Source organism: Sphingomonas sp. Ell38C01 (assembly GCF_055231975.1).
The window spans coordinates 229551-253490 of sequence record NZ_JBUYVA010000001.1 but is presented as its reverse complement, the minus strand read 5'-3'; the positions used below and the strand labels follow the sequence as shown (position 1 = coordinate 253490).

21 protein-coding genes are annotated in these 23940 nt (G+C 68.6%); 11 read left to right on the top strand and 10 right to left on the bottom strand.

The annotated features are described in order from the left end of the window. The first annotated feature begins 19 nt into the window (after nt 1-19). On the top strand, nt 20-1024 hold the full coding sequence (gene hemH, locus ACV7NO_RS01245) for a ferrochelatase (protein WP_463404224.1): 1005 nt from the start codon (nt 20-22) through the stop codon (nt 1022-1024). A 30-nt stretch (nt 1025-1054) separates the two neighbouring features. Further along, nucleotides 1055-1777 (top strand): acetoacetyl-CoA reductase, encoded by a 723-nt coding sequence (phbB, locus tag ACV7NO_RS01240; protein ID WP_463404223.1) that lies wholly within the window; start codon nt 1055-1057, stop codon nt 1775-1777. A gap of 227 nt (nt 1778-2004) precedes the next feature. Here the strand turns inward: phbB and ACV7NO_RS01235 are convergent, their stop codons facing one another. Together ACV7NO_RS01235 and ACV7NO_RS01230 are read right to left on the bottom strand one after the other, a co-directional pair. After that, nucleotides 2005-3525, bottom strand: coding sequence for a sulfotransferase family protein (locus tag ACV7NO_RS01235; protein ID WP_463404222.1), 1521 nt, complete (start codon nt 3523-3525; stop codon nt 2005-2007). Nucleotides 3526-3791: 266 nt separating this feature from the next. Beyond that, entirely contained in the window at nt 3792-4169 is a 378-nt protein-coding gene (locus ACV7NO_RS01230; RefSeq protein WP_463407246.1) for a glycine zipper 2TM domain-containing protein, read from the bottom strand. 196 nt (nt 4170-4365) lie between these two features. Here ACV7NO_RS01230 and ACV7NO_RS01225 point away from each other — a divergent pair, with 196 nt between their 5' ends. Then, nucleotides 4366-5409 (top strand): esterase-like activity of phytase family protein, encoded by a 1044-nt coding sequence (locus ACV7NO_RS01225; protein ID WP_463404221.1) that lies wholly within the window; start codon nt 4366-4368, stop codon nt 5407-5409. Between the two features lie 57 nt (nt 5410-5466). Here ACV7NO_RS01225 and rpmB read toward each other — a convergent pair whose 3' ends face one another. After that, nucleotides 5467-5769, bottom strand: a complete 303-nt coding sequence (rpmB, locus tag ACV7NO_RS01220; protein ID WP_463404220.1) for a 50S ribosomal protein L28 — start codon at nt 5767-5769, stop codon at nt 5467-5469. 161 nt (nt 5770-5930) lie between these two features. On the opposite strand from rpmB, the gene ACV7NO_RS01215 reads away from it, so the two are divergent. Then, on the top strand, nt 5931-6152 hold the full coding sequence (locus ACV7NO_RS01215) for a hypothetical protein (protein ID WP_463404219.1): 222 nt from the start codon (nt 5931-5933) through the stop codon (nt 6150-6152). Between the two features lie 42 nt (nt 6153-6194). Next, nucleotides 6195-6644: a nucleoside deaminase gene (locus tag ACV7NO_RS01210; RefSeq protein WP_463404218.1), complete on the top strand. Its 450-nt coding sequence runs from the start codon at nt 6195-6197 to the stop codon at nt 6642-6644. A gap of 283 nt (nt 6645-6927) precedes the next feature. Here ACV7NO_RS01210 and ACV7NO_RS01205 read toward each other — a convergent pair whose 3' ends face one another. Beyond that, complete coding sequence (locus ACV7NO_RS01205; RefSeq protein ID WP_463404217.1) at nt 6928-7608, bottom strand: OmpA family protein; 681 nt, start codon at nt 7606-7608, stop codon at nt 6928-6930. Between the two features lie 151 nt (nt 7609-7759). Here ACV7NO_RS01205 and ACV7NO_RS01200 point away from each other — a divergent pair, with 151 nt between their 5' ends. Next, nucleotides 7760-9055: a hemolysin family protein gene (locus ACV7NO_RS01200; RefSeq protein ID WP_463404216.1), complete on the top strand. Its 1296-nt coding sequence runs from the start codon at nt 7760-7762 to the stop codon at nt 9053-9055. Nucleotides 9056-9497: 442 nt separating this feature from the next. Here ACV7NO_RS01200 and ACV7NO_RS01195 read toward each other — a convergent pair whose 3' ends face one another. The 3 genes from ACV7NO_RS01195 to purD form a co-directional block, all read right to left on the bottom strand. After that, nucleotides 9498-10091, bottom strand: a complete 594-nt coding sequence (locus ACV7NO_RS01195) for a hypothetical protein (protein WP_463404215.1) — start codon at nt 10089-10091, stop codon at nt 9498-9500. A 102-nt stretch (nt 10092-10193) separates the two neighbouring features. Continuing rightward, nucleotides 10194-10913 carry a hypothetical protein gene (locus ACV7NO_RS01190; RefSeq protein ID WP_463404214.1) on the bottom strand — a complete coding sequence of 240 codons (720 nt, stop codon included), beginning with the start codon at nt 10911-10913 and terminating at the stop codon, nt 10194-10196. 23 nt (nt 10914-10936) lie between these two features. Further along, nucleotides 10937-12220, bottom strand: a complete 1284-nt coding sequence (gene purD / locus ACV7NO_RS01185) for a phosphoribosylamine--glycine ligase (protein ID WP_463404213.1) — start codon at nt 12218-12220, stop codon at nt 10937-10939. Between purD and xseA the strand changes: the two genes are divergently transcribed. The 3 genes from xseA to ACV7NO_RS01170 are packed head-to-tail and all read left to right on the top strand — an operon-like array spanning nt 12219 to nt 14633. After that, on the top strand, nt 12219-13577 hold the full coding sequence (xseA, locus tag ACV7NO_RS01180) for an exodeoxyribonuclease VII large subunit (RefSeq protein WP_463404212.1): 1359 nt from the start codon (nt 12219-12221) through the stop codon (nt 13575-13577). The two genes, purD and xseA, sit on opposite strands and share 2 nt — an antisense overlap. Nucleotides 13578-13608: 31 nt before the next feature. Next, nucleotides 13609-13809, top strand: coding sequence for a DUF2093 domain-containing protein (locus tag ACV7NO_RS01175; protein ID WP_463404211.1), 201 nt, complete (start codon nt 13609-13611; stop codon nt 13807-13809). After that, a complete protein-coding gene (locus ACV7NO_RS01170) occupies nt 13806-14633 on the top strand; it encodes a M23 family metallopeptidase (RefSeq protein WP_463404210.1) in 828 nt (275 codons plus the stop codon). Before ACV7NO_RS01175 ends, ACV7NO_RS01170 begins: the two co-directional genes overlap by 4 nt. On the opposite strand, the gene ACV7NO_RS01165 is transcribed toward ACV7NO_RS01170, so the two are convergent. Further along, nucleotides 14630-15151: a hypothetical protein gene (locus ACV7NO_RS01165; protein WP_463404209.1), complete on the bottom strand. Its 522-nt coding sequence runs from the start codon at nt 15149-15151 to the stop codon at nt 14630-14632. The two genes, ACV7NO_RS01170 and ACV7NO_RS01165, sit on opposite strands and share 4 nt — an antisense overlap. A gap of 303 nt (nt 15152-15454) precedes the next feature. Here ACV7NO_RS01165 and ACV7NO_RS01160 point away from each other — a divergent pair, with 303 nt between their 5' ends. Next, nucleotides 15455-18487, top strand: coding sequence for a TonB-dependent receptor domain-containing protein (locus tag ACV7NO_RS01160; RefSeq protein ID WP_463404208.1), 3033 nt, complete (start codon nt 15455-15457; stop codon nt 18485-18487). A gap of 99 nt (nt 18488-18586) precedes the next feature. Here the strand turns inward: ACV7NO_RS01160 and ACV7NO_RS01155 are convergent, their stop codons facing one another. Next, nucleotides 18587-19624, bottom strand: a complete 1038-nt coding sequence (locus tag ACV7NO_RS01155; protein ID WP_463404207.1) for a hypothetical protein — start codon at nt 19622-19624, stop codon at nt 18587-18589. A gap of 196 nt (nt 19625-19820) precedes the next feature. Here ACV7NO_RS01155 and ACV7NO_RS01150 point away from each other — a divergent pair, with 196 nt between their 5' ends. Further along, nucleotides 19821-21137 (top strand): aspartyl/asparaginyl beta-hydroxylase domain-containing protein, encoded by a 1317-nt coding sequence (locus tag ACV7NO_RS01150; RefSeq protein WP_463404206.1) that lies wholly within the window; start codon nt 19821-19823, stop codon nt 21135-21137. A gap of 96 nt (nt 21138-21233) precedes the next feature. Here the strand turns inward: ACV7NO_RS01150 and clpB are convergent, their stop codons facing one another. After that, nucleotides 21234-23813, bottom strand: a complete 2580-nt coding sequence (clpB, locus tag ACV7NO_RS01145; RefSeq protein WP_463404205.1) for an ATP-dependent chaperone ClpB — start codon at nt 23811-23813, stop codon at nt 21234-21236. Nucleotides 23814-23940 lie beyond the last annotated feature (127 nt).

Sequence of the window (23940 nt, the reverse complement as noted above, 5' to 3'; positions counted from 1 at the left end):
TCTTCGCTAGGACCCCGTCATGATCCCCGCCGACCACCCCCCGATCCCGCGCCCGAAGATCGGCGTCCTGCTGATGAACCTCGGCACCCCCGACGCGCCCGATGCGAAATCGGTGAAGCGGTATCTGGGCGAGTTCCTGTCGGATCGCCGCGTCGTCGAACTGCCGCAGATCGCGTGGCAGCCGATCCTGCGTGGTATCATCCTGAACACCCGGCCGAAGAAGTCGGCGCACGCCTACAGCCAGGTGTGGCGCGACGACGGGTCGCCGCTGGCGGCGATCACGCGCGCGCAGAGCGCGGCGTTGCAGGGCGCGTTCGGCGAGGGGGTGATGGTCGACTGGGCGATGCGCTATGGCAGGCCCGCGATCGCGGAGCGGTTGCAGGCGATGAAGGATGCGGGGTGCGAGCGCATCCTGCTCGCGCCGCTCTATCCGCAATATTGCGCGGCGACGACCGCGACCGCGAACGACAAGGCGTTCGCGCACCTGGCCGGCTTGCGCTGGCAACCCGCGATCCGCACGCTGCCGCCCTATCACGACGACGCGCTGTATATCGAGGCGCTGAAAGCGTCGGTCGAGGCGGGGCTGGCGGCGCTCGACTTCGAACCCGACGTGATCGTCGCGAGCTTCCACGGGATGCCCAAGCGGACGCTGGCGCTGGGCGATCCCTATCACTGCCACTGCCAGAAGACCGCGCGGCTGTTGTCCGAAGCGCTGGAGCGGCCGCTGCGCATCGCGTTCCAGTCGCGGTTCGGGCCCGCCAAGTGGCTGGAGCCCGCGACCGACATGACGCTCGCGGCGCTGCCTGGCGAGGGCGCGAAGAAGGTCGCGATCGTCGCGCCGGGCTTCTCGGCGGACTGCCTCGAGACGCTCGAGGAACTGAGCATCCGCGGGCGCGAGACGTTCGAGGCGGCGGGGGGCACGCACTTCGCGTACCTGTCGTGTCTGAACGATAGCGAGGCCGGCATGAAAATGTTGCGCGGCCTCCTCGCGCGGGAGCTTGAAGGCTGGGTGCGGTTTCCGTAGCGTCGGCGAAAATCACGGGAGAGGATGGACATGGCACGGGTAGCGATCGTCACGGGCGGCACGCGCGGGATCGGCGAGGCGATCAGCGTCGCGCTCAAGGATCTGGGGTTCACGGTCGCGGCCAACTACGCGGGCAACGACGAACGCGCGCGCGATTTCACCGCGCGGACCGGAATCGCGGCGTACAAATGGGATGTCGGCGATTACGACGCATGCCAGGCAGGCTGCGCCAAGGTGGCGGACGAACTGGGGCCGGTCGACATCGTCGTCAACAATGCAGGGATCACGCGCGACGGCACGATCCTGAAGATGACGTACCAGATGTGGAAAGAGGTGATGGACACCAATCTGGGCGGGTGCTTCAACATGGCGAAGGCGGTGTTCCCCGGCATGCGCGAGCGCAAATGGGGGCGGATCGTCAACATCGGATCGATCAACGGGCAGGCGGGCCAGTACGGCCAGGTGAACTATGCCGCCGCGAAGTCCGGCATCCACGGCTTCACCAAGGCGCTGGCGCAGGAAGGCGCGCGCGCCGGGGTGACGGTGAACGCGATCGCGCCGGGCTATATCGATACCGACATGGTCGCCGCGGTGCCGGCCGACGTGCTGGAGAAGATCGTCGCGAAGATCCCGGTCGGCCGCCTCGGCCAGGCGAGCGAGATCGCGCGCGGCGTCGCGTTCCTCTGCTCCGAGGAGGGCGGGTTCGTGACCGGATCCACGCTGAGCATCAATGGCGGGCAACATATGTATTGACGGGCGCAGGCGCCGCGCGTGCGTGGCCGTTGCGCGGCGGGAAGGCCGCCACGCAGCGCCCGGCGCGGCCGGGCGGGTCGGGTGCGCCCGATCCAAGGCGGCGCGTTAACGGCGGCTTTGCCGGCGTCCAAAATCCGTCCCGAAATCCGTCCCGAAATCCGTCGCAGCGATCCGAGCCGGCTCGGATCACATAGCCCGCGGCTGGAGGATCGGTTTCTACGCGCGCATCATCTTGGCTTCGGCCGGCGACTGCGCTTTCCGACAGTCCGTGCACCGGGCGTCGCGGACGGCGAAAGCGTCGGCTCGACGTCCAGCGATGAAACCGGCGGCGCGGCAACGGGCTGCTGCGCGGACTTCGGGCGTGCTCTTCGTACCGGTTCGGCACGCATCGGTTCGACGGCCGGTGACGCTGCGCCGAGCCCGCGCTTTTCCGTAGCCGGAGGCGTGCCATCCATCGTCACGAGAGGCGAGACGACGTCTTCCTTGTCTAGCGGAGCAGGGGGTTGAACAGGCTTGTCGGCGGACGGGGCGCTCGCGACCTCCGGAAGCGCGCGACCGTCGGGAGTGATACGCGTAGAAAGACGGGTCAGCATCACCGCATCGGCGCACTGGATACCGCCGCACAGATCGACGACGCGGATCTCCATGTCGTTGACCGCCTGCGCCAGATCGAACCGGACGCGCATCCTGCCGTCCGCAAGGTCGCGAAGCGAAGCCTTCGTCCTGACCAGCGTCGATGCGGCCCCGTCCGCGACAACGTCGACTTCCACCTCGCCATTCGTATCCTCGCACAGCCCGGCGTTGATGCGCAGCGTCACTTCGTACGTGCCCGGCCGCAACCGCATATAGGGCCCGTGAAGCAGCATCCCGCCGTCCGGACGGAAACACCAGTTCGCATCTCGGCCCTTGCGCTCGATCAGGCCGTCGAGTCGGATCAGCTTCAGGGTCCGTTCCAGATTGCCATCGGGAAACATCTTGGCCACGGCATAGTCGTAGATGATCTGGTCGCTGGCGTTGCACCGGACGATCGTTTCGAGAATTTCGGGCGCAAGCACCATATGCTCGACCGGCTCAAAGGTGTGGGGGTCGATCGCATGGTTGCGGTTCGACACGTTCACGCTGCTAGGAAGGATATCGACCGGGATATCGAGAAGCGTCGACAGTCGGTCGAACGATGCGTCCATCGCTTCGGAAATTCCCACGAAGTCGAACGTGTCCAGAACCTTGATCGCGGCTTCCGCTCGCGCGCCCGGATCCTTCAGCAGCGCCTTGCCCGATCGATCCCCCGACGGGCCCAGCAGAAATTCGGTGTAGCGGTTGGTAGCATGCGTGCGCCAGTTGTTGGCCGGATCGAAGAACGCTTCCATCGTCATCATCTTCGCCAGGCGCGGTCCGTACAGGTTGTGTGCTTCGATATGCTGCATCGAGAACGAGCGCCAGAAATCATACAGCGACAAGGTCCGCTCGACCGGATCGCGCAGGAACGTCATCAGGAAGGCCGGGCGCGGAACGTCCGAGAAATCCCGCAACGATGCGTGCGCCGCGAAAAAGCGAAATCTTGCAAGCCATGCTGACGGCATCAATGCGATCTGCTCGTGACGCTGCGGACATATCTCGTCGTTCGCGAAAAGCGTAGTCAGTGCCGCGAATACGGTGGAACCCGCAGTCTTTTCGGCATGCATGAAGATCAGATTGCGACGGAGGTTCATCGGACACCTATCGAGATAGCGATTGAACAACGTAGTCATTCCGAACGTAATTTAAAATGTAGCGCTCGAAATCTCCCGCTGTTGTCTCGGTTTTGGAGGCGTCTGGCTGGCGACGAACAACGGGCCCGCCGTCTTGCGACAGCGGGCCCGCGCCCTCGGTACGCTACGCGAGGGATCTCTTGAAACTGGTATGGTGGGGGTGGCGGGACGGCGGCGAAGCCGCCGTCGGTGGGGTCGGCGTCAGCGCCGACCCGCCGGTCGTGCCGGGTTGTGCGCCAAGCGCACCGGTCCGGCGTAACCGGACCTCAACGTCGGCAGTACCCGCGATTGCCCGACTTCTCGACCGCGTTGCCGGCCAGTGCGCCTGCGGCGCCGCCGATCACGGTGCCGAGCGTACGATCGCCGCGGCTGTCGATCGTGCGGCCGAGCAGGCCACCGGCGATCGCGCCGACGATCGTGCCGGTCGTGCCGCTGCTGCACCGCTGGTTGTAGCGGCGATCGTCACCGCGATAGCTGCGGCGGTCGTCGTAGCGGGGGCCGCGGTTGTAGCCGTCGTCATAGGCGTTGCCGTACGCGCGCTCGTAGCGCGGGCCACCATAGCGCTGCGCCTCGGCGGCGGCGGGGACCAGGGCAGTCGCACCCATCGCGAGGGCGGCGCCGGCGACCGAAAGGGTCTTGAACATCGAATGCGACATGGGGTGTCTCCCGTTTACCGTGATTCGTCTGTCGGCGGAGGCGTTCCGGGTGGCCCGGGTCCGCCGTCGATGGAGACCTTCTGCCCGAGTCGGTTTGAGGCGTTGCTGAATGCGCCCGTTATCGCGGGTTCAGTTATCCCGCGTTCAGGCTTCCTTCGTACGGCGCAGCGCCTATGAGCCGGTGATGCGCTTTTCGCTGCCGCTGTCGATCGCGCTCGTGCTGGCGCTGGTGCCCGGCTGGACCGGGGAGGAGCGGCTGGCGCTGCTGGGGACGCGTGCGCAACTCGACGCGACGCCGGTGGTGCTCGATCCGCGCGATCCGACGCGGCGGCGGGTGGGGCGGCTGACGTTCCTGGGCGGGGTGTCGCTGACGAGCCGGGACCGGGCGTTCGGCGGGTTCTCGTCGCTGGCGGTGCAGCCGACGCGCGACGGCGAACGGTTCACGCTGCTGACCGATGGCGGCAACATCGTGCGGTTCCGGATGGGTGAGGACTGGAAACCGCGCGGGCTGGCGTTCGGCAATCTGCGCGACGGGCCGGGCCATGGCTGGGAAAAGCGCGACCGCGATACCGAATCGATGGCGATCGACGGCGCGACGGGGCGCGTGTGGGTGGGGTATGAAGGCTATAACGCGATCTGGCGCTATCGCCGTGGGTTCGCGGGGAGCGACGGGCATGTCGATCCCGCCGCGATGCAGGGCTGGTACGACAATGGCGGGCCGGAGGCGATGGCGCGGATGCCCGACGGGCGGTTCGTCGTCATCAGCGAACAGTCGCACGTACCGCCGCGACACTGGTGGGGCGTGGCCGCGGACCGGCTGGGGACGCGCGAGGCGTTCGTGTTCGCGGGCGATCCGGTCGTGGTGCGCACGCCCGCGTTCCGCTTCGCCTATGCGCCACCGGGGCGGTACGACGTGTCGGATGCGGCGGCGTTGCCCAATGGCGACCTGATCGTGCTGGAACGGGCGTTCGCGCTGCCGTTCCGCTGGTCGAACCGCGTCGTGCGAATCCCCGCGCGTGAGATTCGCGCGAATCACGTCGCGAAGGGGGCGGTGCTGGCGACGCTCGATTCGCCGCTGATCCACGACAATTTCGAAGGCGTCGCGGTGCGGCAGGAGCGGGGGCGGACGATCCTGTGGCTGGTGTCCGACGACAACCAGCTGGTGCTTCAGCGCTCGCTGCTGCTCAAATTCGCGCTGGACGACGAGAAAAACCCGCCTGCCCGGTGAGGGAAGGCGGGTTCGGACCCGTCGGACCCCGGCGTGATGCCGGAGCGTCCTTGCGAATCAGGCGGCGGCGCTCGTGGTGCCGGCCAGCTTCTTCACCACGTCGCGCTTCAGGCGACGCGCGCGGAGCGACAGCTTCTCGTTCGAGGTCTTGACCAGCCAGTTGTCCAGCCCGCCATTGTGCTCGACCGAACGCAGGCCGTGCGTCGAGACGCGCAGGCGCACGCTCTTCTCGAGCGATTCGGACATCAGCGTGACGTTCTGCAGGTTCGGCAGGAACGTACGCTTGGTCTTGTTGTTGGCGTGGGAAACGTTGTTTCCTACCTGCCGGCCCTTGCCGGTCAGCTCGCAGATGCGCGACATCGGTTCAATCCTGGTTTCGGGTCGGGTTGTCCCCGGAAAGAGCGCGCCGATAACGGCGATGCCCCGCCGCGTCAAGCCGAACGCGATGCAACCGGCGCGCGCGAAGCGTGTTATTACGCTTACGAACCGAGTGGCGATCAAGTGTGAAAAGGGGACGGACGATGCGTGGACTTCTGGTGCTGGTGGGGATCGCGGCGCTGCTGCTGATCGCGGCGATCCTGTTCGGCTTCGTCAGCTTCGACCAGACGCGTCCCGGCGTGGTGCAGGCGCCGCAGTTCGAGGCGAACGTCGCCAAGGTGAATGTCGGCACCGAGAACAAGACCGTCGCGGTGCCGACGATCTCGATCGACAAGCCCGCGGCGTCGCCGACGCCTGCACCGTAAGGGACTGGACACGCGCCGGAGGGGTGGGGCAGCGCTGCCGCGATGTTTCCACTCCCCGATCCGATGCGCCGCGCGCTCGACGCGGCGCGTAATGCCGCGTTGGCTGGCGAGGTGCCGGTCGGCGCGGTCGTCACGCACCGGGGTGCGGTGATCGCGACCGCGGCGAATGCGCCGCGGCGGCTGCGCGACCCGACCGCGCATGCCGAGATCCTGGCGATTCGCGCGGCGGCAGCGATGCTGGGGCGCGAGCGGCTCGAGGATTGTGACCTGTGGGTGACGCTGGAGCCGTGCGCGATGTGCGCGGGGGCGATCGCGCATGCCCGGATCGCACGGGTCTATTATGCCGCGGCGGATCCGAAAGGTGGGGCAGTGGAGCATGGCGCGCGGGTGTTCGCACAGCCGACCTGCCATCACCGGCCTGAGGTGTTTCCGGGAATCGGCGAGGGCGAGGCCTCGGCGCTGTTGCGGGAATTCTTCGCGGCGCGGCGGTAGGACGGGCGGCAAGCGGCGGTGCTCTGTCGTTCAAGCAGGGTCGCGCGTACCTGACACATGTCGTCATCCCGGACGTGGTCCGGGGTCCGTCGTGTCGCATGTATCCGCGCCTGGGCGTTTGCAGAACCGTGGATGCCGGAACGCGTCCGGCATGACGCGGTGGGTGTTGTGTCCGGCCCGGAACGACCGCTGCCTGCGCCGGGGGTGTCCATCGGGTGCGGGGCGGCGGCCCTGACGACGAGATCCCGGCTTTCGCCGGGATGACGTTCGTGTAAGTCGCCCCTCAGCGTACGTCGGTCTGCGGGATCGGGACGATCTTGATCTCGACGCGGCGGTTCGCGGCGCGGCCGTCCTCGGTTTCGTTCGAGGCGATCGGCTGGGTCTCGCCGAAGCCCCTGGTCCCGAGTCGCGCGGACTGGACGCCGCGGCCCTCGAGATACTGCGCGACCGAGGCGGCGCGGCGTTCCGACAGGTCCTGGTTGTACGCGTCGCTACCCGTCGAATCGGTGTGGCCGTAGACGTCGACATAGGTCCGGTCGTTGCCGCGGTCCGCGAGGACGCTGGCGACCTTGTCGAGCGTGGTGCGGAACTGCGGCTGCACGGCGGCGCTGTTGTACGCGAAGTTGATCCCCGACGGGATGTTGAGGATCAGCTCGTCGCCCTGGCGCACGACCTCGACGTCGGTGCCCGCAGTGCGCGCGCGCATCTCGCGCTCCTGCTTGTCCATGTACGCGCCGATCGCGGCGCCGGCGATGCCGCCGATGCCTGCGCCGACGATCTTCTCCGTCCGGTCGCGACGTCCGCCGACGAGGTCGCCGAGCAGATAGCCGCCGAGCGCGCCGCCGATGCCGCCGATCGCGGTCTTCGAGATGCGGCGCTCGCCGGTGTCGGGATCGGTGGTGCACGCCGAGGTGGTGACGAGCGCGCCGAGCGCGGCGGTGGCGAACAGTCTGTTGAGCTTCATCGAAGGGCTCCTTTTCGAAAATCGGTCTGTCGAATGGATTGGTCGACTGGGGAAACCCGGTCGTCGCGGCGATTGTTCCGCATCCGGTCTGAACCGGAAATGACGAGAAGTGTTGTCGAGCGCGCGGTTTGCCGCCAAAGGAGGCGCACCCATGTTACCGCCGTTCCCCTGGATCGACGTCCTCATCATCCTGGCGCTTGTCGCCTTGAATGGCCTGTTCGCGATGAGCGAGCTGGCCATCGTCTCCGCACGCAAGCCGCGGCTGGAGGCGATGGCGCGCAGCGGCAAGCGCGGCGCGCGCGCGGCGATCGAGCTGGCGTCCGATCCGGGCAAGTTCCTGTCGACCGTCCAGATCGGGATCACGCTGATCGGCATCCTGGCGGGCGCCTATTCGGGCGCGAGCCTGGGCATGCCGACCGCGGCGCGGCTGCAGGCGCTGGGCCTGTCGGCGGAGACGGCGGCGACCGCGGGGTTCGCGATCGTCATCTCGCTGACCACCTATGCCTCGCTCATCATCGGCGAGCTGGTGCCCAAGCAGATCGCGCTGCGCTCGCCCGAGCCGATCGCGGCGCTGGTGGCGGTGCCGATGAAATGGCTGGCGGTGGCGACCAAGCCGGTCGGCTGGCTGCTGGAGGCGACGAGCGCGCTGATCTTCCGCCTGCTGCGCCTCGCCAAGGAATCGGAGGAGCACGTCACCGCCGAGGAGCTGCACCTGATCGTCGCCGAAGCGTCGAAATCGGGGGTGATCGAGGAGCATGAGCGCTCGATCATCTCGGGCGTGGTGCGGCTCGCGGACCGGCCGGTGCGCGAGGTGATGACGCCGCGCACCGATGTCGACTGGCTCGACGCCGCGCTCGACGATGCGGGCATCCGCACCGCGCTGCTGGGGACGCCGCACAGCCGGCTGCCGGTGGGCGAGGGATCGATCGACGCGGTGATCGGGGTGGTTCAGGCGCGCGACATCGCCGCCGCGCTGTTCCGCGGCGAGACGCTCGACCTGCGCGTGCTGGTGCGCAAGGCGCCGGTGGTGATCGACCAGATCGACGCGATGGACGCGCTGGACGCGCTGCGCCGCGCGGACATCCCGATGGCGCTGATCCACGACGAATACGGCCATTTCGAAGGCATCGTGACGCCGGCCGACCTGCTGGAGGCGATCGCGGGCGAGTTCGCGTCGAACGCGGACCCCGATGATTCGCCCAACGTCGTCGAGCGCGACGACGGCTCGCTGCTGGTCGCGGGGACGATGGCGGCGGACGCGCTGGCCGAGCGGCTGGGCATCGACCTGCCCGAGGACCGCGACTACGCCACCGTCGCAGGCCTTGCGCTCGCGGTGTTCCGCAAGCTGCCGCGCGAGGGCGAGAGCTTCGTCGAGCAGGGGTGGAAGTTCGAGGTGGTCGATCTCGACGGGCGGCGGATCGACAAGTTGCTGGTGAGTGGGGTTTAGGGGGGGCGTTTGGCGGAAGGCGGAGGCAGGCTGGAAAGCTGTCGAAGCTTAGCCTAACATGTCGTGTGGACTTCTCCGGCCTGATCCTGATGCCTCTCGCGGCAGTCATTGCCGCCGCTTGGATCGCGGGCATTGCTGCGTTTACGACCCGTGCGGCAACCCTCCGCCCTCCGTTTCTGCTCTCCTACGGACTAGGCGTGCTATTCATGCAGCCTTGGACGATAGCTTCGTGGCAACACGCGGGAATGTTTGGCGTCATGCTGGTCATGCTGGTCATGCTGGCATTCTGGATTTCTGCCGGATGCATCATCGGAGCCATGCCCGCGATGGCGGCTGTCACTCTGATGCGTAGGCTTACACGAGCAAAGTAGCCCTGAACGTCCGCAAGTGGCCGTTAGCTGCCGCTCGATCCAACCGCGACCCGAATGTCCGGGATTGGTGGTTAGCTGCCGTTCGGCAACTCGGCGGCTCTCCCGAATAGAGCCCGGATCAGAGTCGCAAGTGCGATGAGTTGCCAGCCCATCCAAAGTACAAACCAAGTAAAGACAAGGCTTGGTGCTACGTCCCACGCCATCGCGAAGTAGCCGGGCTCCTGACGTTCGATATTATACGCGAGCAAGACATCCAACGTCGCCGCCATCAGCAACATCGCGGCATCAGCCTTGGTGCCGCCAAGCCTCGATCGCCCAAAGCGAACCAACGCAATTGGGTATAGTGCGACGAGCGGGAGCGACCACGCGGTAGGTCCGATCCACCCATCACCAGCTTTAGACATAACGAACGCGATTGCCTGCGTTCCCAACCACAGCAACGCACCTGCAACTATCGATCCCACGAACCTAACCATACTGCCCCCATCGCTGAACGCGACATTGATGCCACCGGCGATAGTCCGCAATTGGGCGTAACCCGTTATCTTGTGCGGCGGTGAAAACATCGGGCGATATTCGGGACGCTGCAATGTTCCATCGTCACCCCGGACCCGTTCCGGGGTCCACGTGCCCGCAATCGATGTCGATACCGTTTCGAACGGCATCGTTCGCAGCACGGTGGACCCCGGATCAAGTCCGGGATGACGGATGTTGGGGGGGCGTCGGGGGACCAATAGCCGAATGTCGACTGGGCCCAAGGCGGAGGTTCAGAGCCGTCCGAACGCCGCCTCGAACCCGGCCTTGTCGCCCGCGGCGAGCAGTTTCGCCTGGTCGAGCCAGCGGTCGCGGGTCATGCGGCCGGTGAAGGGGCCGAGATGGGCGTCGAGATCCTGCGCGGCGCGGGTGTCGAGCGCGGCGAGCTGGCCGACCGTGGTGACGCCGAGTTCGGCGAGGCGGGTGGCGACCTTGGGGCCGAGGCCTTTCAGGATCGTGACGGGGGCGTCGGTGTAGCTCTGCGTGGGGGCTGCGGGGGATGTGGGCGCGGCGGGCGCGACCTGCGTCGCGGGGGAGGCGTCGAGCGGGGCGGCGGCGATCGGTTCGTCGGCGAGCGGGGTGGGCTCGGGATCGACGGGCTCGGGGGGCGGGGGTGTCGCGGCGGTCGGCGCGAGGCCGCGGGGCGGGGGCGCCTCCACCGGTGCGTCGACGCGGGCGGTGGGCTCGTGCGATGCGGGAGGAGCGGCCGGCGCGACGGGGTCGGGACCGGCAAGCGGCCTGGCGGTTTCGGGCGGGGTCGCGACGTCGCGCAGGGCGGCAGGGGCACCACCCTCGTCCTCGATCCGCGCCTGCTCGATCCGCTCCGCTTCGGCGCGCTTGCGCTTCTGCGCGGCGCCGTAGAGGATCGCGAGGATCGTCAGCACCGCCGCGATCGCGATGATCGTCAGGTTGATCGTCGTCAGGACGCCCGTCTCTGCTACTCGCTGGCCCACGCGTACACTCTCCCGTTTCGGGTTTAGACGCTAGCCGTGTCGGCGAGCGCGCGCCAGCCGATGTCGCGGCGGCAGAAGCCGGTCGGGAAATCGAGCGCGTCGACCGCGGCGTAGGCGCGCGCCTGCGCGGTCGCCACGTCGGCGGCGCAGGCGGTGACCGCGAGGACGCGTCCGCCGGCGGAAACCAGCGTGCCGCCCCCGTCTTCGTCGACACCGTCGCGGGTGCCGGCCTGGAAGACCTTCGCGCCGGTCGCTTCCGCCGCGTCGACGCCGTCGATCGCACCGCCGATGCGGGGCGTGCCGGGATAGCCCTCGGCCGCCATCACCACCGTCAGCGCGACGTCGTCGGCGAATTCGGGGGCGGGGAGGTCGGCGAGCGTGCCCTGCGCGACCGCGAGCATCGTGTCGACGAGGTCGCCCCGGAAGCGCATCATCAGCACCTGGCATTCGGGATCGCCGAAGCGGACATTGTATTCGATGAGCTTGGGGCCGTCCGCGGTGAGCATCAGGCCGGCGTAGAGGACGCCGACATAGGGCGTGCCGGCGGCGGCGAGCGCGTCGATCGTCGGGCGGACGATCTCGCCGAGCGCGCGGGCCTCCAGCTCGGGGGTGAGGACGAAGGCGGGGCTGTACGCGCCCATCCCGCCGGTGTTGGGGCCGGTGTCGCCGTCGCCGACGCGCTTGTGATCCTGCGCGCTGCCGAACGAGGCGGTGGTGGTGCCGTCGCTGAGGACGAAGAGGCTGACCTCGGGGCCCTCGAGCATCTCCTCGATCACTGCCTCGGCGGGGCCGTCCGCGAACAGGTCCGCGATCGCGGCCTCGGCTTGCCTGCGCGAGGTGGCGACGGTGACGCCCTTGCCCGCGGCGAGGCCGTCCGCCTTGATGACGCACGTCTCGCCGAAATCGTCGAGCGTGGCGAGCGCGCCGTCCTTCGAGGTGACGCGGAAATAGCGCGCGGTGGGGATGCCGACGCGTGCGCACAGATCCTTGGTGAAACCCTTCGAGCCCTCCAGCTGCGCGGCGGCGCGGCCGGGGCCGAAGACGGGGATGCCGATCGCGCGGAGATTGTCGGCGAGGCCGTCGACCAGCGGCGCCTCCGGCCCGATCACGACGAGCCCGATCTGGTGGCGGCGACAGAAATCGATCGTCGCGCGGTGATCCGCCGGATCGAGCGTGGCTATCGTCGCATGCGCGGCGATGCCGGGGTTGCCGGGCGCGGCGAAGAGCGTATCGAGACGCGGCGAATGCGCGAGCTTCCATGCCAGCGCATGCTCGCGCCCGCCCGATCCCACCAGCAGGACGTTCATGGCCGATCCCCTTTTCGACGAACAGGCGCGGCTCCTAGCCGACGAAATGCCGGGCGACAACGCGCTCGCGCTGTCGGTGGGCGAGCTGTCGATGAAGCTGAAGCGGATGGTGGAGGGCGAGTTCGGCCATGTCCGGCTGCGCGGCGAGATCTCGGGCTACAAGCGCGTCGCGTCTGGGCATGCGTATCTGGCGCTGAAGGACGAGAGCGCGGTGATCGACGGCGTGATCTGGAAGGGGCAGGTGTCCGGGCTGGCGTTCTCCCCGCGCGACGGCATCGAGGTGATCGCGACGGGGCGGCTGACGACGTATCCGGGGCGCTCCAAATACCAGATCGTGATCGAGCGGATGGAGCTGGCGGGCGCGGGCGCGCTGATGGCGCTGCTCGAGAAGCTGAAGGCGGAACTGGCGGCGGAGGGGCTGTTCGACGCTAGCGCCAAGAAGCCGCTGCCGTTCCTGCCGAAGACGATCGGGGTCGTGACCTCGCCGACGGGGGCGGTGATCCGCGACATCCTCCACCGACTGGAGGATCGCTGCCCGACGCACGTCCTCGTCTGGCCGGTGAAGGTGCAGGGCGAGGGATCGGCCAAGGAGGTGGCGGCGGCGATCGCGGGGTTCGACGCGATGCCCGTGGCGACGCGCCCCGATCTCGTCATCGTTGCCCGCGGGGGGGGCTCGATCGAGGACCTGTGGGCGTTCAACGAGGAGGTCGTCGTCCGCGCGGTGGCGGCGTGTTCGATCCCGATCATCTCCGCGGTGGGGCACGAGACCGACACCACCTTGTGCGACCACGCCGCCGACCGCCGCGCGCCGACCCCGACCGCAGCGGCGGAGATGGCGGTGCCGGTGCTCGCCGATCTGCGCTTCACGGTGAACGCGCATGCGCAGCGCGCGGAGCGGTGCGCGCGTCGCTATGCCGAGCGCGGGCGCGAGCGACTCGACGCGATGGCGCGGCTGTTGCCGACGCGCGACCGCCTGCTGGGGCCGCAGCGGCAGCGCGCGGACGATCTGGGCATGCGGGTCGATCGCGCGCTGGAGCGGCGGGTGGCGGCGGCGCGCGGCGTGCTCGACCGGTCCGCGGGCGCGCTGCGTCCGGCGACGCTCGCGCGGCAGCTGGAGGGGGGGCGGCACCGGCTTCGCGACCTGGGGCGGCTGCTCGATTCGGTGAACCCGGACACGATCCTCGAGCGCGGCTATGCGCGGGTGACGACGCGCGAGGGAGAGACGCTGACGGGCGCGGCGGCGACGCGCGCGGCGGGCGCGGTGACGTTGCGGTTCCGCGACGGGACGGTGGATGCGAAGGTTGAGCGCGCGGCCCAGCGCGCCTATCCCAGGCCCGAGCAGCCGCAATTGCTGTGACGAGAGAGCCCCAGACGATGTTGATGTCCCCATGCTGATGTCCAATTCCGACCGCCCGGCCAAGCTGCACTACATGGCCAACGGCTTTCGCGTGCTGGCGCCGGGCGACCATGTGGTGTGCGCGGTATCCGGCGCGCGGGTGGCGCTCGAGGATTTGCGCTACTGGAGCGTGCGCGACCAGGCGGCCTATGCGACCGCGCAGTTCGCCGCGGAGGCGCTGGCGCCCAAGTGAGGCGCGTCGCGATTGCGATCGCACTGGTCGCCGCCCCGGCGTCGGCACAGGTCGCGCTTGTCGGGGCGGCGGAGCAGGGCGGGCTGGTCCGCGGCGTCGCGCCGGCGGGGACGGTGGCGGTGTCGCTCGACGGCTATGCGGTCCCGATGGCCGCGGACCGCGCGTTCGTGCTGGGGTTCGATCGCGATGCCGCGGCGTCGGCGAGGCTGGCGTTCACGCGTGCCGATGGGACGCAGACGACGCAGACGATCGCGGTCGCGCCGCGTGCGTGGCGGCTGGAACGCATCGACGCGCCCTATCGCGCGGGGCGCACCACCGCCGAGTTCGACGCGACGCGGCCGGGCGAGCTGGCGCGGATCGAGGCGGCGCGGCGCGTCGTGACCGGTGCGCAAGGGTGGCGACAGGGATTTGGCTGGCCAGCGACGGGGCGCATCTCCGGCCTGTTCGGCGCGCAGCGGGTGTATCAGGGAAAGCCCGGCAGCTATCACGGCGGCACCGACGTCGCGCTGCCGACCGGCGCGCCCGTCGTCGCGCCCGCCGACGGGGTGGTGATCCTGGCGGCGGAGCGGCCGTTCACGCTGGAGGGCAATTTGCTGATGCTCGACCACGGGATGGGCGTGTCGAGCGCGTTCCTGCATCTGTCGCGCATAGCGGTGGCGGTGGGGCAGCATGTTCGCCGGGGCGAGACGATCGGCGCGGTCGGCGCGACCGGCCGTGCGACCGGGCCGCACCTACACTGGGGCATGCGCTGGGGCGACGCGCGGCTCGACCCGATGCTGGTCGCCGGGCCGATGCCGCGCGTGGAGCGGTCGGCGCGACCCTAGCGGACGCGCTTGATGAGGACGCTGCGCCCGTCGATCCTGGCGCGGAACCCGCCCATCGTCGCGATCTTCAGCGTGATCTCGTCGCCCACCTTCGGCGCGAAGCGAACCGGATCGATCGTCTGCCACACCGATCCGTTGGCGAGCTCCAGATCCCAGCGGCCGGGGGATTTCGCCGGCTGCGCGGTGCGGACCGCGAGCGTCAGTTCGGTCACTTCGGCCGCGTTGATGCCCGGATCGTTGTCCATGGCCAGGCCGAAGCGCTGGCGTCGACGCTCCACGACCTTCTCGCGATCGAGCACGATAAGCTCGCCCTTGCCGCGTGCCGCGACCAGTGCCGTGGCGGCGCGATCGAAGCAGGCCAGGCGTTCCGAATCGGTCGAGATGCGGCGACATTCGTCGATCGCGTCCACCGTGCGCGTGACCGCGGTCTTGTCGTCGGCGCCCGCGGACCCGGCCGCGAGCATGGCCAACCCCATTCCCGCACCGACCGCGACGCGGCCCAGATCGTTACGCGTCATCATTCCCGTTCCTTCGAAAACCTATGCGCACGACCCTATGCCGCGACGCGGCCGCGGGCAACGGGCCGGCCGTGCGCGCGCGCCGTTGTGGGAAAAAAGCCACATGCGCCTTCAAAACGTAACAATGAGACGGTGCTGCATTGCGATAGACGCGTCCCTCCCCGTATTGACCGCAACAGGATCTCCGCATCGCGACCTGGGAAAACCGGGCGGGATGCGTAGCGGATCAAGCAAAAGGGGTTCAAACCTATGAAGTCTTCCGTTCGTTCGCGCCTGCTCGCGTCGACCCTTCTCGTCGGTGCGATGGCCGCTGCCACGCCCGCCTTCGCGCAGGCCGCCCAGGGCGCGCCGGCCGCACCTGCCGTCCCCGCCGAAACCGCGATCCAGGATCCGGCTTCCGAGGCGAGCACCGCGCAGGGCGACATCGTCGTCACCGGCTCGCTGATCCGCAACCCGAACCTCATCTCGTCGACGCCCGTGAACGCGGTGACCGAAACCGAGATCGAGCTGAAGCAGGTCGGCACCGCAGAGCAGCTGCTGCGCGAGCTTCCCGGCGCGGTCCCGTCGATCGGTTCTGCCGTGAACAACGGCCAGGGCGGCGCCTCGCTCGTCAACCTTCGCGGCCTCGGCACCAACCGTAACGTCGTCCTGCTCGATGGCGTGCGCGTCGTTCCCGCCAACCTGACCGGCGTGTTCGATCTCAACAACATCCCGCTGGCGCTTATCCAGCGCGTCGACGTGCTGACCGGCGGTGCTTCGACCACCTACGGCGCGGACGCGATCACCGGCGTCATCAACTTCATCACCAAGACGGACTTCACCGGTGTCGACCTGAACGTCACGAGCGGCACGACCGAGCGCGGCGACGGCAGCCAGTTCCGCGTCGACGCCACGATCGGCGGGAACTTCGCCGACGGCAAGGGCAATGCGGTCTTCTCGATCGGCTACCAGGAACTCGACCAGGTCACGCAGGGCAACCGCGACATCTCGATCTTCCAGGTCGATTCGTTCACCGGCGGCGTCGGCGGCTCGGGCACGTCGAGCCCGTCGCGCTTCACCAACGTGAACCCGACCGGCACCGATTTCGTCCTGGGCGGCACCAATCAGGGCAACCGTCAGATCAACGCGGCAGGCAACGCCTTCCTGCCGACCGCGGCGTTCACGCCGTTCAACTTCAACCCGTACAACGTATTCCAGACGCCGTTCGAGCGCTTCAACATGTATGGCGCCGCGAACTACGAGATCGCCGACGGGATCGAGGTCTACACGCGTGGCCTGTTCTCGAAGCAGACCGTCAGCCAGATCATCGCGCCGTCGGGCGTGTTCGGCCTGACCGTCGACGTTTCGCTCAACAACCCGTTCATGACGACCGCACAGCGCAACGCTTTCTGCGCATTCGATACCAACACCGGTGTGGGCTACACCCCGCGCTACTCGCAGGCGGTCTGCAATGCGGCCGCGACCGCGACCGGGCCCGGCGATCCCAACTACCGCACCGTGTCGACGACGCTGTCGCGTCGTGCGACCGAGGTCGGTCCGCGTATCACCGACTTCACCAGCCAGGTGTTCGATTACCGGTTGGGCGTGCGCGGTGGCCTCACCTCGACGATCAACTATGATGTGTTCGGGAGCTACGGCGAGAGCCGCAACGACCAGCTGATCCAGGGTTACACGCTGAACTCGCGTGCGCGCCAGAGCCTGCTGCTCACGTACAATCCGGCGACCAACAGCTACGCCTGCCAGAACCCGGCCAATGGCTGCGTTCCGGTGAACTTCTTCGGCGCCGACGGGTCGATGACCCCGGCGCAGACGCGGTTCCTGCAGCAGAACAGCTCGTCGTTCATCAAGACGTCGCTGGCGCAGGTCCGCGGCACGGTGTCGGGCGACTTCGGCGTCACTTCGCCGCTCGCGGCCGAGGCGATCAGCTTCGCGGCCGGTGGCGAGTATCGCCGCTACGAAGCGTCGCAGGGGTCTGACTCGCTCGCGCAGAGCGGCGACCTGGGCGGCGCCGGCGGCGCGACCCCGGCGATCCAGGGCGGCTTCGACGTGTACGAGGCGATCGGCGAGCTGATCGTTCCGCTCGTCAGCGACAAGCCGTTCTTCCACAGCCTGACGGCAGAAGGCGGCATCCGCTATTCGCGCTACACCGTCGCTGCGGCGGGCAGCCCGAAGTCGGAGACGACCACATGGAAGGCCGGCGGCAGCTGGGAGCCCGTCGACGGCTTCAAGTTCCGCGGCAACTATGCCCGCGCGGTTCGTGCACCGAACATCTCGGAGCTGTTCTCGCCGCTGAACACCACGCTGACCAACCTGTCGGACGATCCCTGCGCCAACCTGACCGACGCCGGGACGCCGATCGCGGGTCGCGCGATCCCGACGGGCACGCTGCGCGCAGTCTGCATCGCGCAGGGCGCCCCTGCTGGCCAGATCGGCCAGATCGCGGTTCCGACCGCAGGCCAGGCCAACGTCACGGGCGGCGGCAATCCGGCGCTTCAGCCGGAAACGTCGACCAGCTACACCTTCGGTGCAGTCTTCAATCCGCGCGGCGTCCTGCAGGGCTTCAGCGGCTCGATCGACTATTTCAACATCAAGGTGAAGGGTGCGGTTTCGACCGCGACGCCGACCGACCTGATCAACGCCTGCTTCTCGGGTGCGAACCTGAGCGTCACGAACCCGGCGTGCACCGTGATCCGTCGTTCGGCTGCGACCGGCGCGCTGTCGGGCGATTCGTCGGAAGTCCCCGGCCTGTTCCAGCCGCTGTCGAACCTGGGTCGTCTTGCGACCGACGGCATCGACCTGACGCTGAACTACACCCGCAAGTTCGGTGAAGTCGGGCTGGGCCTCGGCTTCGTGGGCACCTGGACCAACCGCCAGGAGTTCCAGTCGACTCCGAGCGCGCTGACGGTCGATTGCGTCGGTCGGTACGGCACGTCGTGCGGTTCGATCCAGCCCGAATACCAGTGGTCGCAGCGCACGACGCTGAGCTTTGACAAGGTCGACCTGTCGCTGCTGTGGCGTCATCTGGGCGCGGTTACCTATGAGGGCGCCGCTACGGCTCCGGCGTTCAACGGCACGCTGGGCGCGGGCAGCGGGTTCGCTGGCCAGGCGTTCAACTTCAACCGGATCAAGGCGTACAACTACCTCGATCTGACGGCGCGCATCCAGGCATCGGACGTGTTCACGTTCATCGTCGGCGTCACCAACCTGCTCGACAAGGATCCGCCGCTGGTCGGCAACACGATCGGGTCGACCACCTACAACAGCGGCAACACCTACCCGTCGACCTACGACGCGCTGGGCCGTCGCTACTCCGTCAGCGCGCGCGTCCGCTTCTAGGCGACGCACGTCCTGCGGGATCGATCGGGGGGCGGGTCTTCGGACCCGCCCCTTTTTCGTGCCTGGCGTACATGGCCGCAGGCGCCGCGGCCGGCCCGATCAGGAGGACAGGAGCGGTGCGGGGAGGGCGAGCGAGAGGTCGTTCGCGCGGGCGACCGCGGTGGCCCAGGTGACGACCTTGTCGATCTCGTCGAGATGCGCGGCCGCGGCTGTGCGGTGCGCGGCGTCGCGCGCGGCGCGATCGAATGCGGCGCCGTCCTTGGCGTTGCGCGTGAATACCGAGCCGTGCGCGATCGCATCGGTCGCGGCACGGCCGAGCGGCAGCGCATAGAGCGACGCGATCGCAGCGAGCGCGTCCGCCGGCCGGTCGAGCAGCGTCTCGCTGTCCAGCGTACGGACGCGGGCGGCGCCGAACCGCGCGACCAGATCGGCGAACAGGCGATGCTGCGCCAGCCATCCGGTGGCCGCCACCTGAAGGTCGGTCTGGCGCAAAAGGTCTTCCGGGGTGAAGCCCAGCCCGATCGCACCGTCCGCGAACAGCTTGGCCAGCAATTCCCGGACCCACAGCCGCCCCCACATCCCCTTCATCGCGATCGAGGCGAGGAAGGTCGGCAGCGGGGCATACAGCAACAGCGCGCGCGCATCGGGGCGCAACGCGAGTGCGGCGGGGGTGAGCGCAGCGATCACGTTCGACGGTTTCACGATCACCGCCTCCCCGGCGCCGAACGGGCGCGCGAGCAGGCGAAGCGCATCGTCCAGCCGGGCGGCGACCACACGCCCCTCCGCGCCGCGCCGCCGCCAACCGCTCAGATCGTTCAGGATCACCGGCTCCTTCAGCGTCGACGCGATGCCGGGCACGTCGAAGGCGCAGGCGAGCAGCGTCGAGCAGCAATAGGCGGAATGGAAGATGAAGTGCATCGGCGCGGGTGGCGGCGCGGCAGCCAGCGCCGATGCGCGCGAGAGCGGGACGGGCGCGGTCGCAGTCGGCAGATGTTCGTCGGTCAGGAACGTGGCCCGCGAGCGGGCTTCGCGAGATGCGTCGACGAAATGAACGACGTCGCGATCGGGATCGTAGCGGTGCGCGAGCCACCGCGCTTCACGGACGATGTCGACAGGGTGCGGCGGGTCGCTGGCCATGGCCGATCCTTGGGCGAAGCAGGGCGTCGGATCAACTGCCGGGGATCGGCTCGCGCTTCGTGCGCCCAAGGCTGCGCGATGTTGCGTCGATGACGTCCAGGTGAGACATGAATGATCGTACGATTGCGGGTGGCGACGCTTGGCAACGTGAGGGTCAGGGGACGGTTGTGCCGTCCGGGGCGGGGTGGATGGAATGATGCGATTAACGGTCGATCGGGCGACGGCGGATGCCGAGACGGCGCGGCTGATCGAGGCGGCGATGCGGCTGCAGCAGGCGGGGCGTGCGGCCGAGGCGGCGCGGACGCTGGAGGTGGTGCTGGGGCGTGATCCGGTGCACCCGGTCGCGCTCAACTCGCTCGGGATGCTGGCGCTGGCGCGCAAGGACTATGCCGCAGCGTCGGACATGTTCGACCGCGCGACCGCGAGCGATCCCAGCGCGTCGCCCTTGTGGATGAACCTGGCGACCGCAGCGCGCGGTGCGGGCGATATCGAGCGCGAGCGCCGCGCGCTGACCGCGACGCTGGCGATCGACCAGCGCGACCTGATGGCGAACATCCGGCTGGCCGAACTGCACGAGCGGGTCGGCGAGTTATCGGGCGCGAACATGCGATGGAGCGCGGTGCTGGCGATCGGCCAGGCGATGACGAACCGGCCGCCTCAGCTTGATGCGGTGCTGGAGCGCGCGCGCGCCTATGTCGCCAAGGCGGCGGTGGCGTTCGGGCAGGCGATCGATGACGGGCTGGCCGACGCGCGGGCGCGGCTGGCGCCGGGCGAGCGCCGGCGGTTCGACGCGAGCGTCGATGCGATGCTGGGGCGGCGGCGGATCTACGCCAACGAATGCCACGGGATGCACTTCGCGTTCCTGCCCGCGGACGAGTTCTTCGATCGCGCGCTGACGCCGTGGTTCGCGGCGCTGGAGGCGAAGACCGACGTGATCCGCGCGGAATGCCAGGCGCTGATCGACAGCGCCGCCGCGGCGCTCCAGCCCTATGTGGCGATGGACCCGGGCACGCCGGCGAACAAATGGAGCGCGCTCGATCACAAGGCCGACTGGAGCGCGGCGTATCTGTGGCGCTACGGCGTGCCCGACGCGGCAGTGCAGGCGGCGTGCCCGGAGACCACGGCGACGCTGCTGGCGCTTCCGCGCAACGATATGCCCAAGCGCGGGCCGACCGCGTTCTTCTCGATCCTGCAACCCGGGACGCGGTTGCCGGCGCATACCGGGGTGAGCAATGCGCGCGCGATCGTCCACCTGCCGCTGATCGTGCCTGCCGGGTGCGGGTTTCGCGTCGGCGGAGAGACGCGCGCGTGGCGCGTCGGCGAGGCGTTCGCGTTCGACGACACGATCGAGCACGAGGCGTGGAACGACAGCGACGAGAAGCGCGCGGTGCTGATCTTCGACATCTGGAACCCGCATCTGAGCGCGGTCGAGCAAGACCTGCTGCGGACGTTCTTCGCGGTGACCGATGCGAGCGGGCTCAATCCGGGCGGGAGCACCGCGGTGGTGGATTGAGTTTCCCTCCCGTCATCTTCACGGATGCGGGGATCCCGCTTCCTTTGCCGTCGCGCGGGAAGAAGCGGGATCCCCGCGTTCGCGGGGATGACGGGGTTATGCGACCGACAGCGCCAGCTTCCCGTCGCCCTCGTCGACATGGACGGTGCTGCCGTCCTTCACGTCGCCGCGCAGGATCATGTCGGCAAGCGGATCCTGGAGGTAGCGCTGGACCGCGCGCTTGAGCGGACGCGCGCCGTAGACGGGATCGTAGCCGACGCGGCCCAGCCACGTGCGCGCGGCGTCGGTGAGGTCGAGGACGATCTTGCGGTCCGCGAGTAGCTTGCCGACGCGCGCCACCTGGATATCGACGATCGGCGCCATGTGGTCCGCCGCGAGCCGGTGGAAGAGGATGACCTCGTCGAGCCGGTTGAGGAACTCCGGGCGGAAGTGCGCGCGCACGACTTCCATCACTTGCGGCTCGACGCTCTCGACCGAGGCGCCGTCCGCCATTGTCGACAGATACTGGCTGCCCAGATTCGAGGTCAGGATGATGAGCGTATTGCTGAAATCGACGGTGCGGCCCTGCCCGTCGGTGAGGCGACCGTCGTCGAGCACCTGGAGCAGGACGTTGAAGACGTCCGAATGCGCCTTCTCGACCTCGTCGAACAGCACGACCTGATAGGGGCGCCGGCGCACCGCTTCGGTCAGCACGCCGCCCTCCTCGTACCCGACATAGCCCGGGGGCGCGCCGATGAGGCGCGCGACCGCGTGCTTCTCCATGAACTCGCTCATGTCTATGCGGACCATCGCGTTCGGATCGTCGAACAGGAATTCGGCGAGCGCCTTGGTCAGCTCGGTCTTGCCGACGCCGGTGGGCCCAAGGAACAGGAACGAGCCGAGCGGGCGGTTCGGATCCTGCAACCCCGCGCGGGCGCGGCGGACCGCGGTGGAGACCGCGCGGACCGCCTGGTCCTGCCCGATCACGCGCTTGCCGATCGTCGCCTCCATCGCGAGCAGCTTGTCGCGCTCGCCCTGAAGCATGCGGTCGACGGGGATGCCGGTCCAGCGGCTGACGACGCCGGCGATGTCGTCCGCGGTCACTTCCTCGCGGAGCATCGCACCCTTGGTGGCGCCCGCGGCGTCCTCCAACTGCTTCGTCAGCTGCGGGATCGTACCGTAGCTGAGTTCGCCCGCGCGCGCGAGATCGCCCTCACGTTGCGCCTGATCGAGCGCGATGCGTGCGGCGTCGAGCTGTTCCTTGAGCCTGGCCTCCGCCCCGATCTTGTCCTTTTCCGCCTGCCAGCGGGTGGTGAGTTCGGCGGACTGCTGCTCGAGATTGGCGAGTTCCTCCTCGAGAGTCTCAAAGCGATCGACCGAGGCGTCGTCGCTCTCGCGGCGGAGCCCCTCGCGCTCGATCTTGAGGCGCAGGATGCGGCGGTCGAGCGTCTCGATCTCCTCGGGCTTGCTCTCCACCTCCATGCGGATGCGCGAGGCGGCCTCGTCCATCAGGTCGATCGCCTTGTCGGGCAGGAACCGGTCGGTGATGTAGCGGTTCGACAGCGTCGCCGCCGATACCAGCGCGGAATCGGTGATGCGGACGCCGTGGTGAAGCTCGTACTTCTCCTTCAACCCGCGCAGGATGCTGATCGTGTCCTCGACGGTCGGCTCGCCGACGAAGACGGGCTGGAACCGCCGCTGGAGCGCGGGGTCCTTCTCGACATGCTTCCGATATTCATCGAGCGTCGTCGCCCCGACGCAGTGGAGTTCGCCGCGGGCGAGCGCGGGTTTCAGGAGGTTGCCCGCGTCCATCGCGCCTTCGGATTTTCCCGCGCCGATCAGTTGGTGCATCTCGTCGATGAACAGGACGATATCACCCTCCGCGGCCTTCACCTCGTCGAGCACGCCCTTGAGGCGTTCCTCGAACTCGCCGCGATATTTCGCGCCCGCGATCAGCGCGCCGAGGTCGAGCGACATCAGGCGGCGGCCCTTCAACGTGTCGGGGACGTCGCCATTGGCGATCCGCAGCGCGAGGCCTTCGGCGATCGCGGTCTTGCCGACGCCGGGCTCGCCGATCAGCGCGGGGTTGTTCTTGGTACGGCGCGCGAGGATCTGGATCGTGCGGCGGATCTCCTCGTCGCGGCCGATGACGGGATCGAGCTTGCCGTCGCGAGCCGCCTGCGTCAGGTCGCGCGCGAACTTCTTGAGCGCGTCATAGCGGTCCTCGGCCCCCGCGGTGTCGGCGGTGCGGCCCTGGCGCAGCTGGTTGATCGCGGCGTTGAGTGCTTCCGGGGTCGCGCCTGCGGTCTTGAGCGCCTTGCCCGCGGCGGTGTTGAGCGACAGCGCGAGCGCGACGAGCAGGCGCTCGACGGTGACGAAGCTGTCGCCGGCCTTCGTCGCGATCTGTTCGGCCTGGTCGAGGACGCGGACCGCGTCGTTGTCGATGCCCGGGGTCGACTGCGCGCCCGAGCCGCTGACCGCGGGGATCTTCGCGAGCGCGAGGTCGGTCTCGCTCGCGGCGCGCTTCGCATCGCCGCCGGCGGCGGCGATCAGTCCGGCGGCCATGCCCTGATCGTCCTCGATCAACGCCTTCAGCAGATGCTCGGGGGCGATCCGCTGGTGGTTCATGCGGATCGCGACGGTCTGCGCCGACTGGAGGAAGCCCTTGGCGCGGTCGGTGAATTTTTCGAGGTTCATGATCGTCCTGTGTCGTTCTGCTGCATCAGATGGTGTTGCATATGGGCAACACAAGAGGGCGGGTTCGAAGACGGGATCTTGGGATGCGCGGGCCGAATGTCGAGAGGGATGACGCTGGCACCTTGCG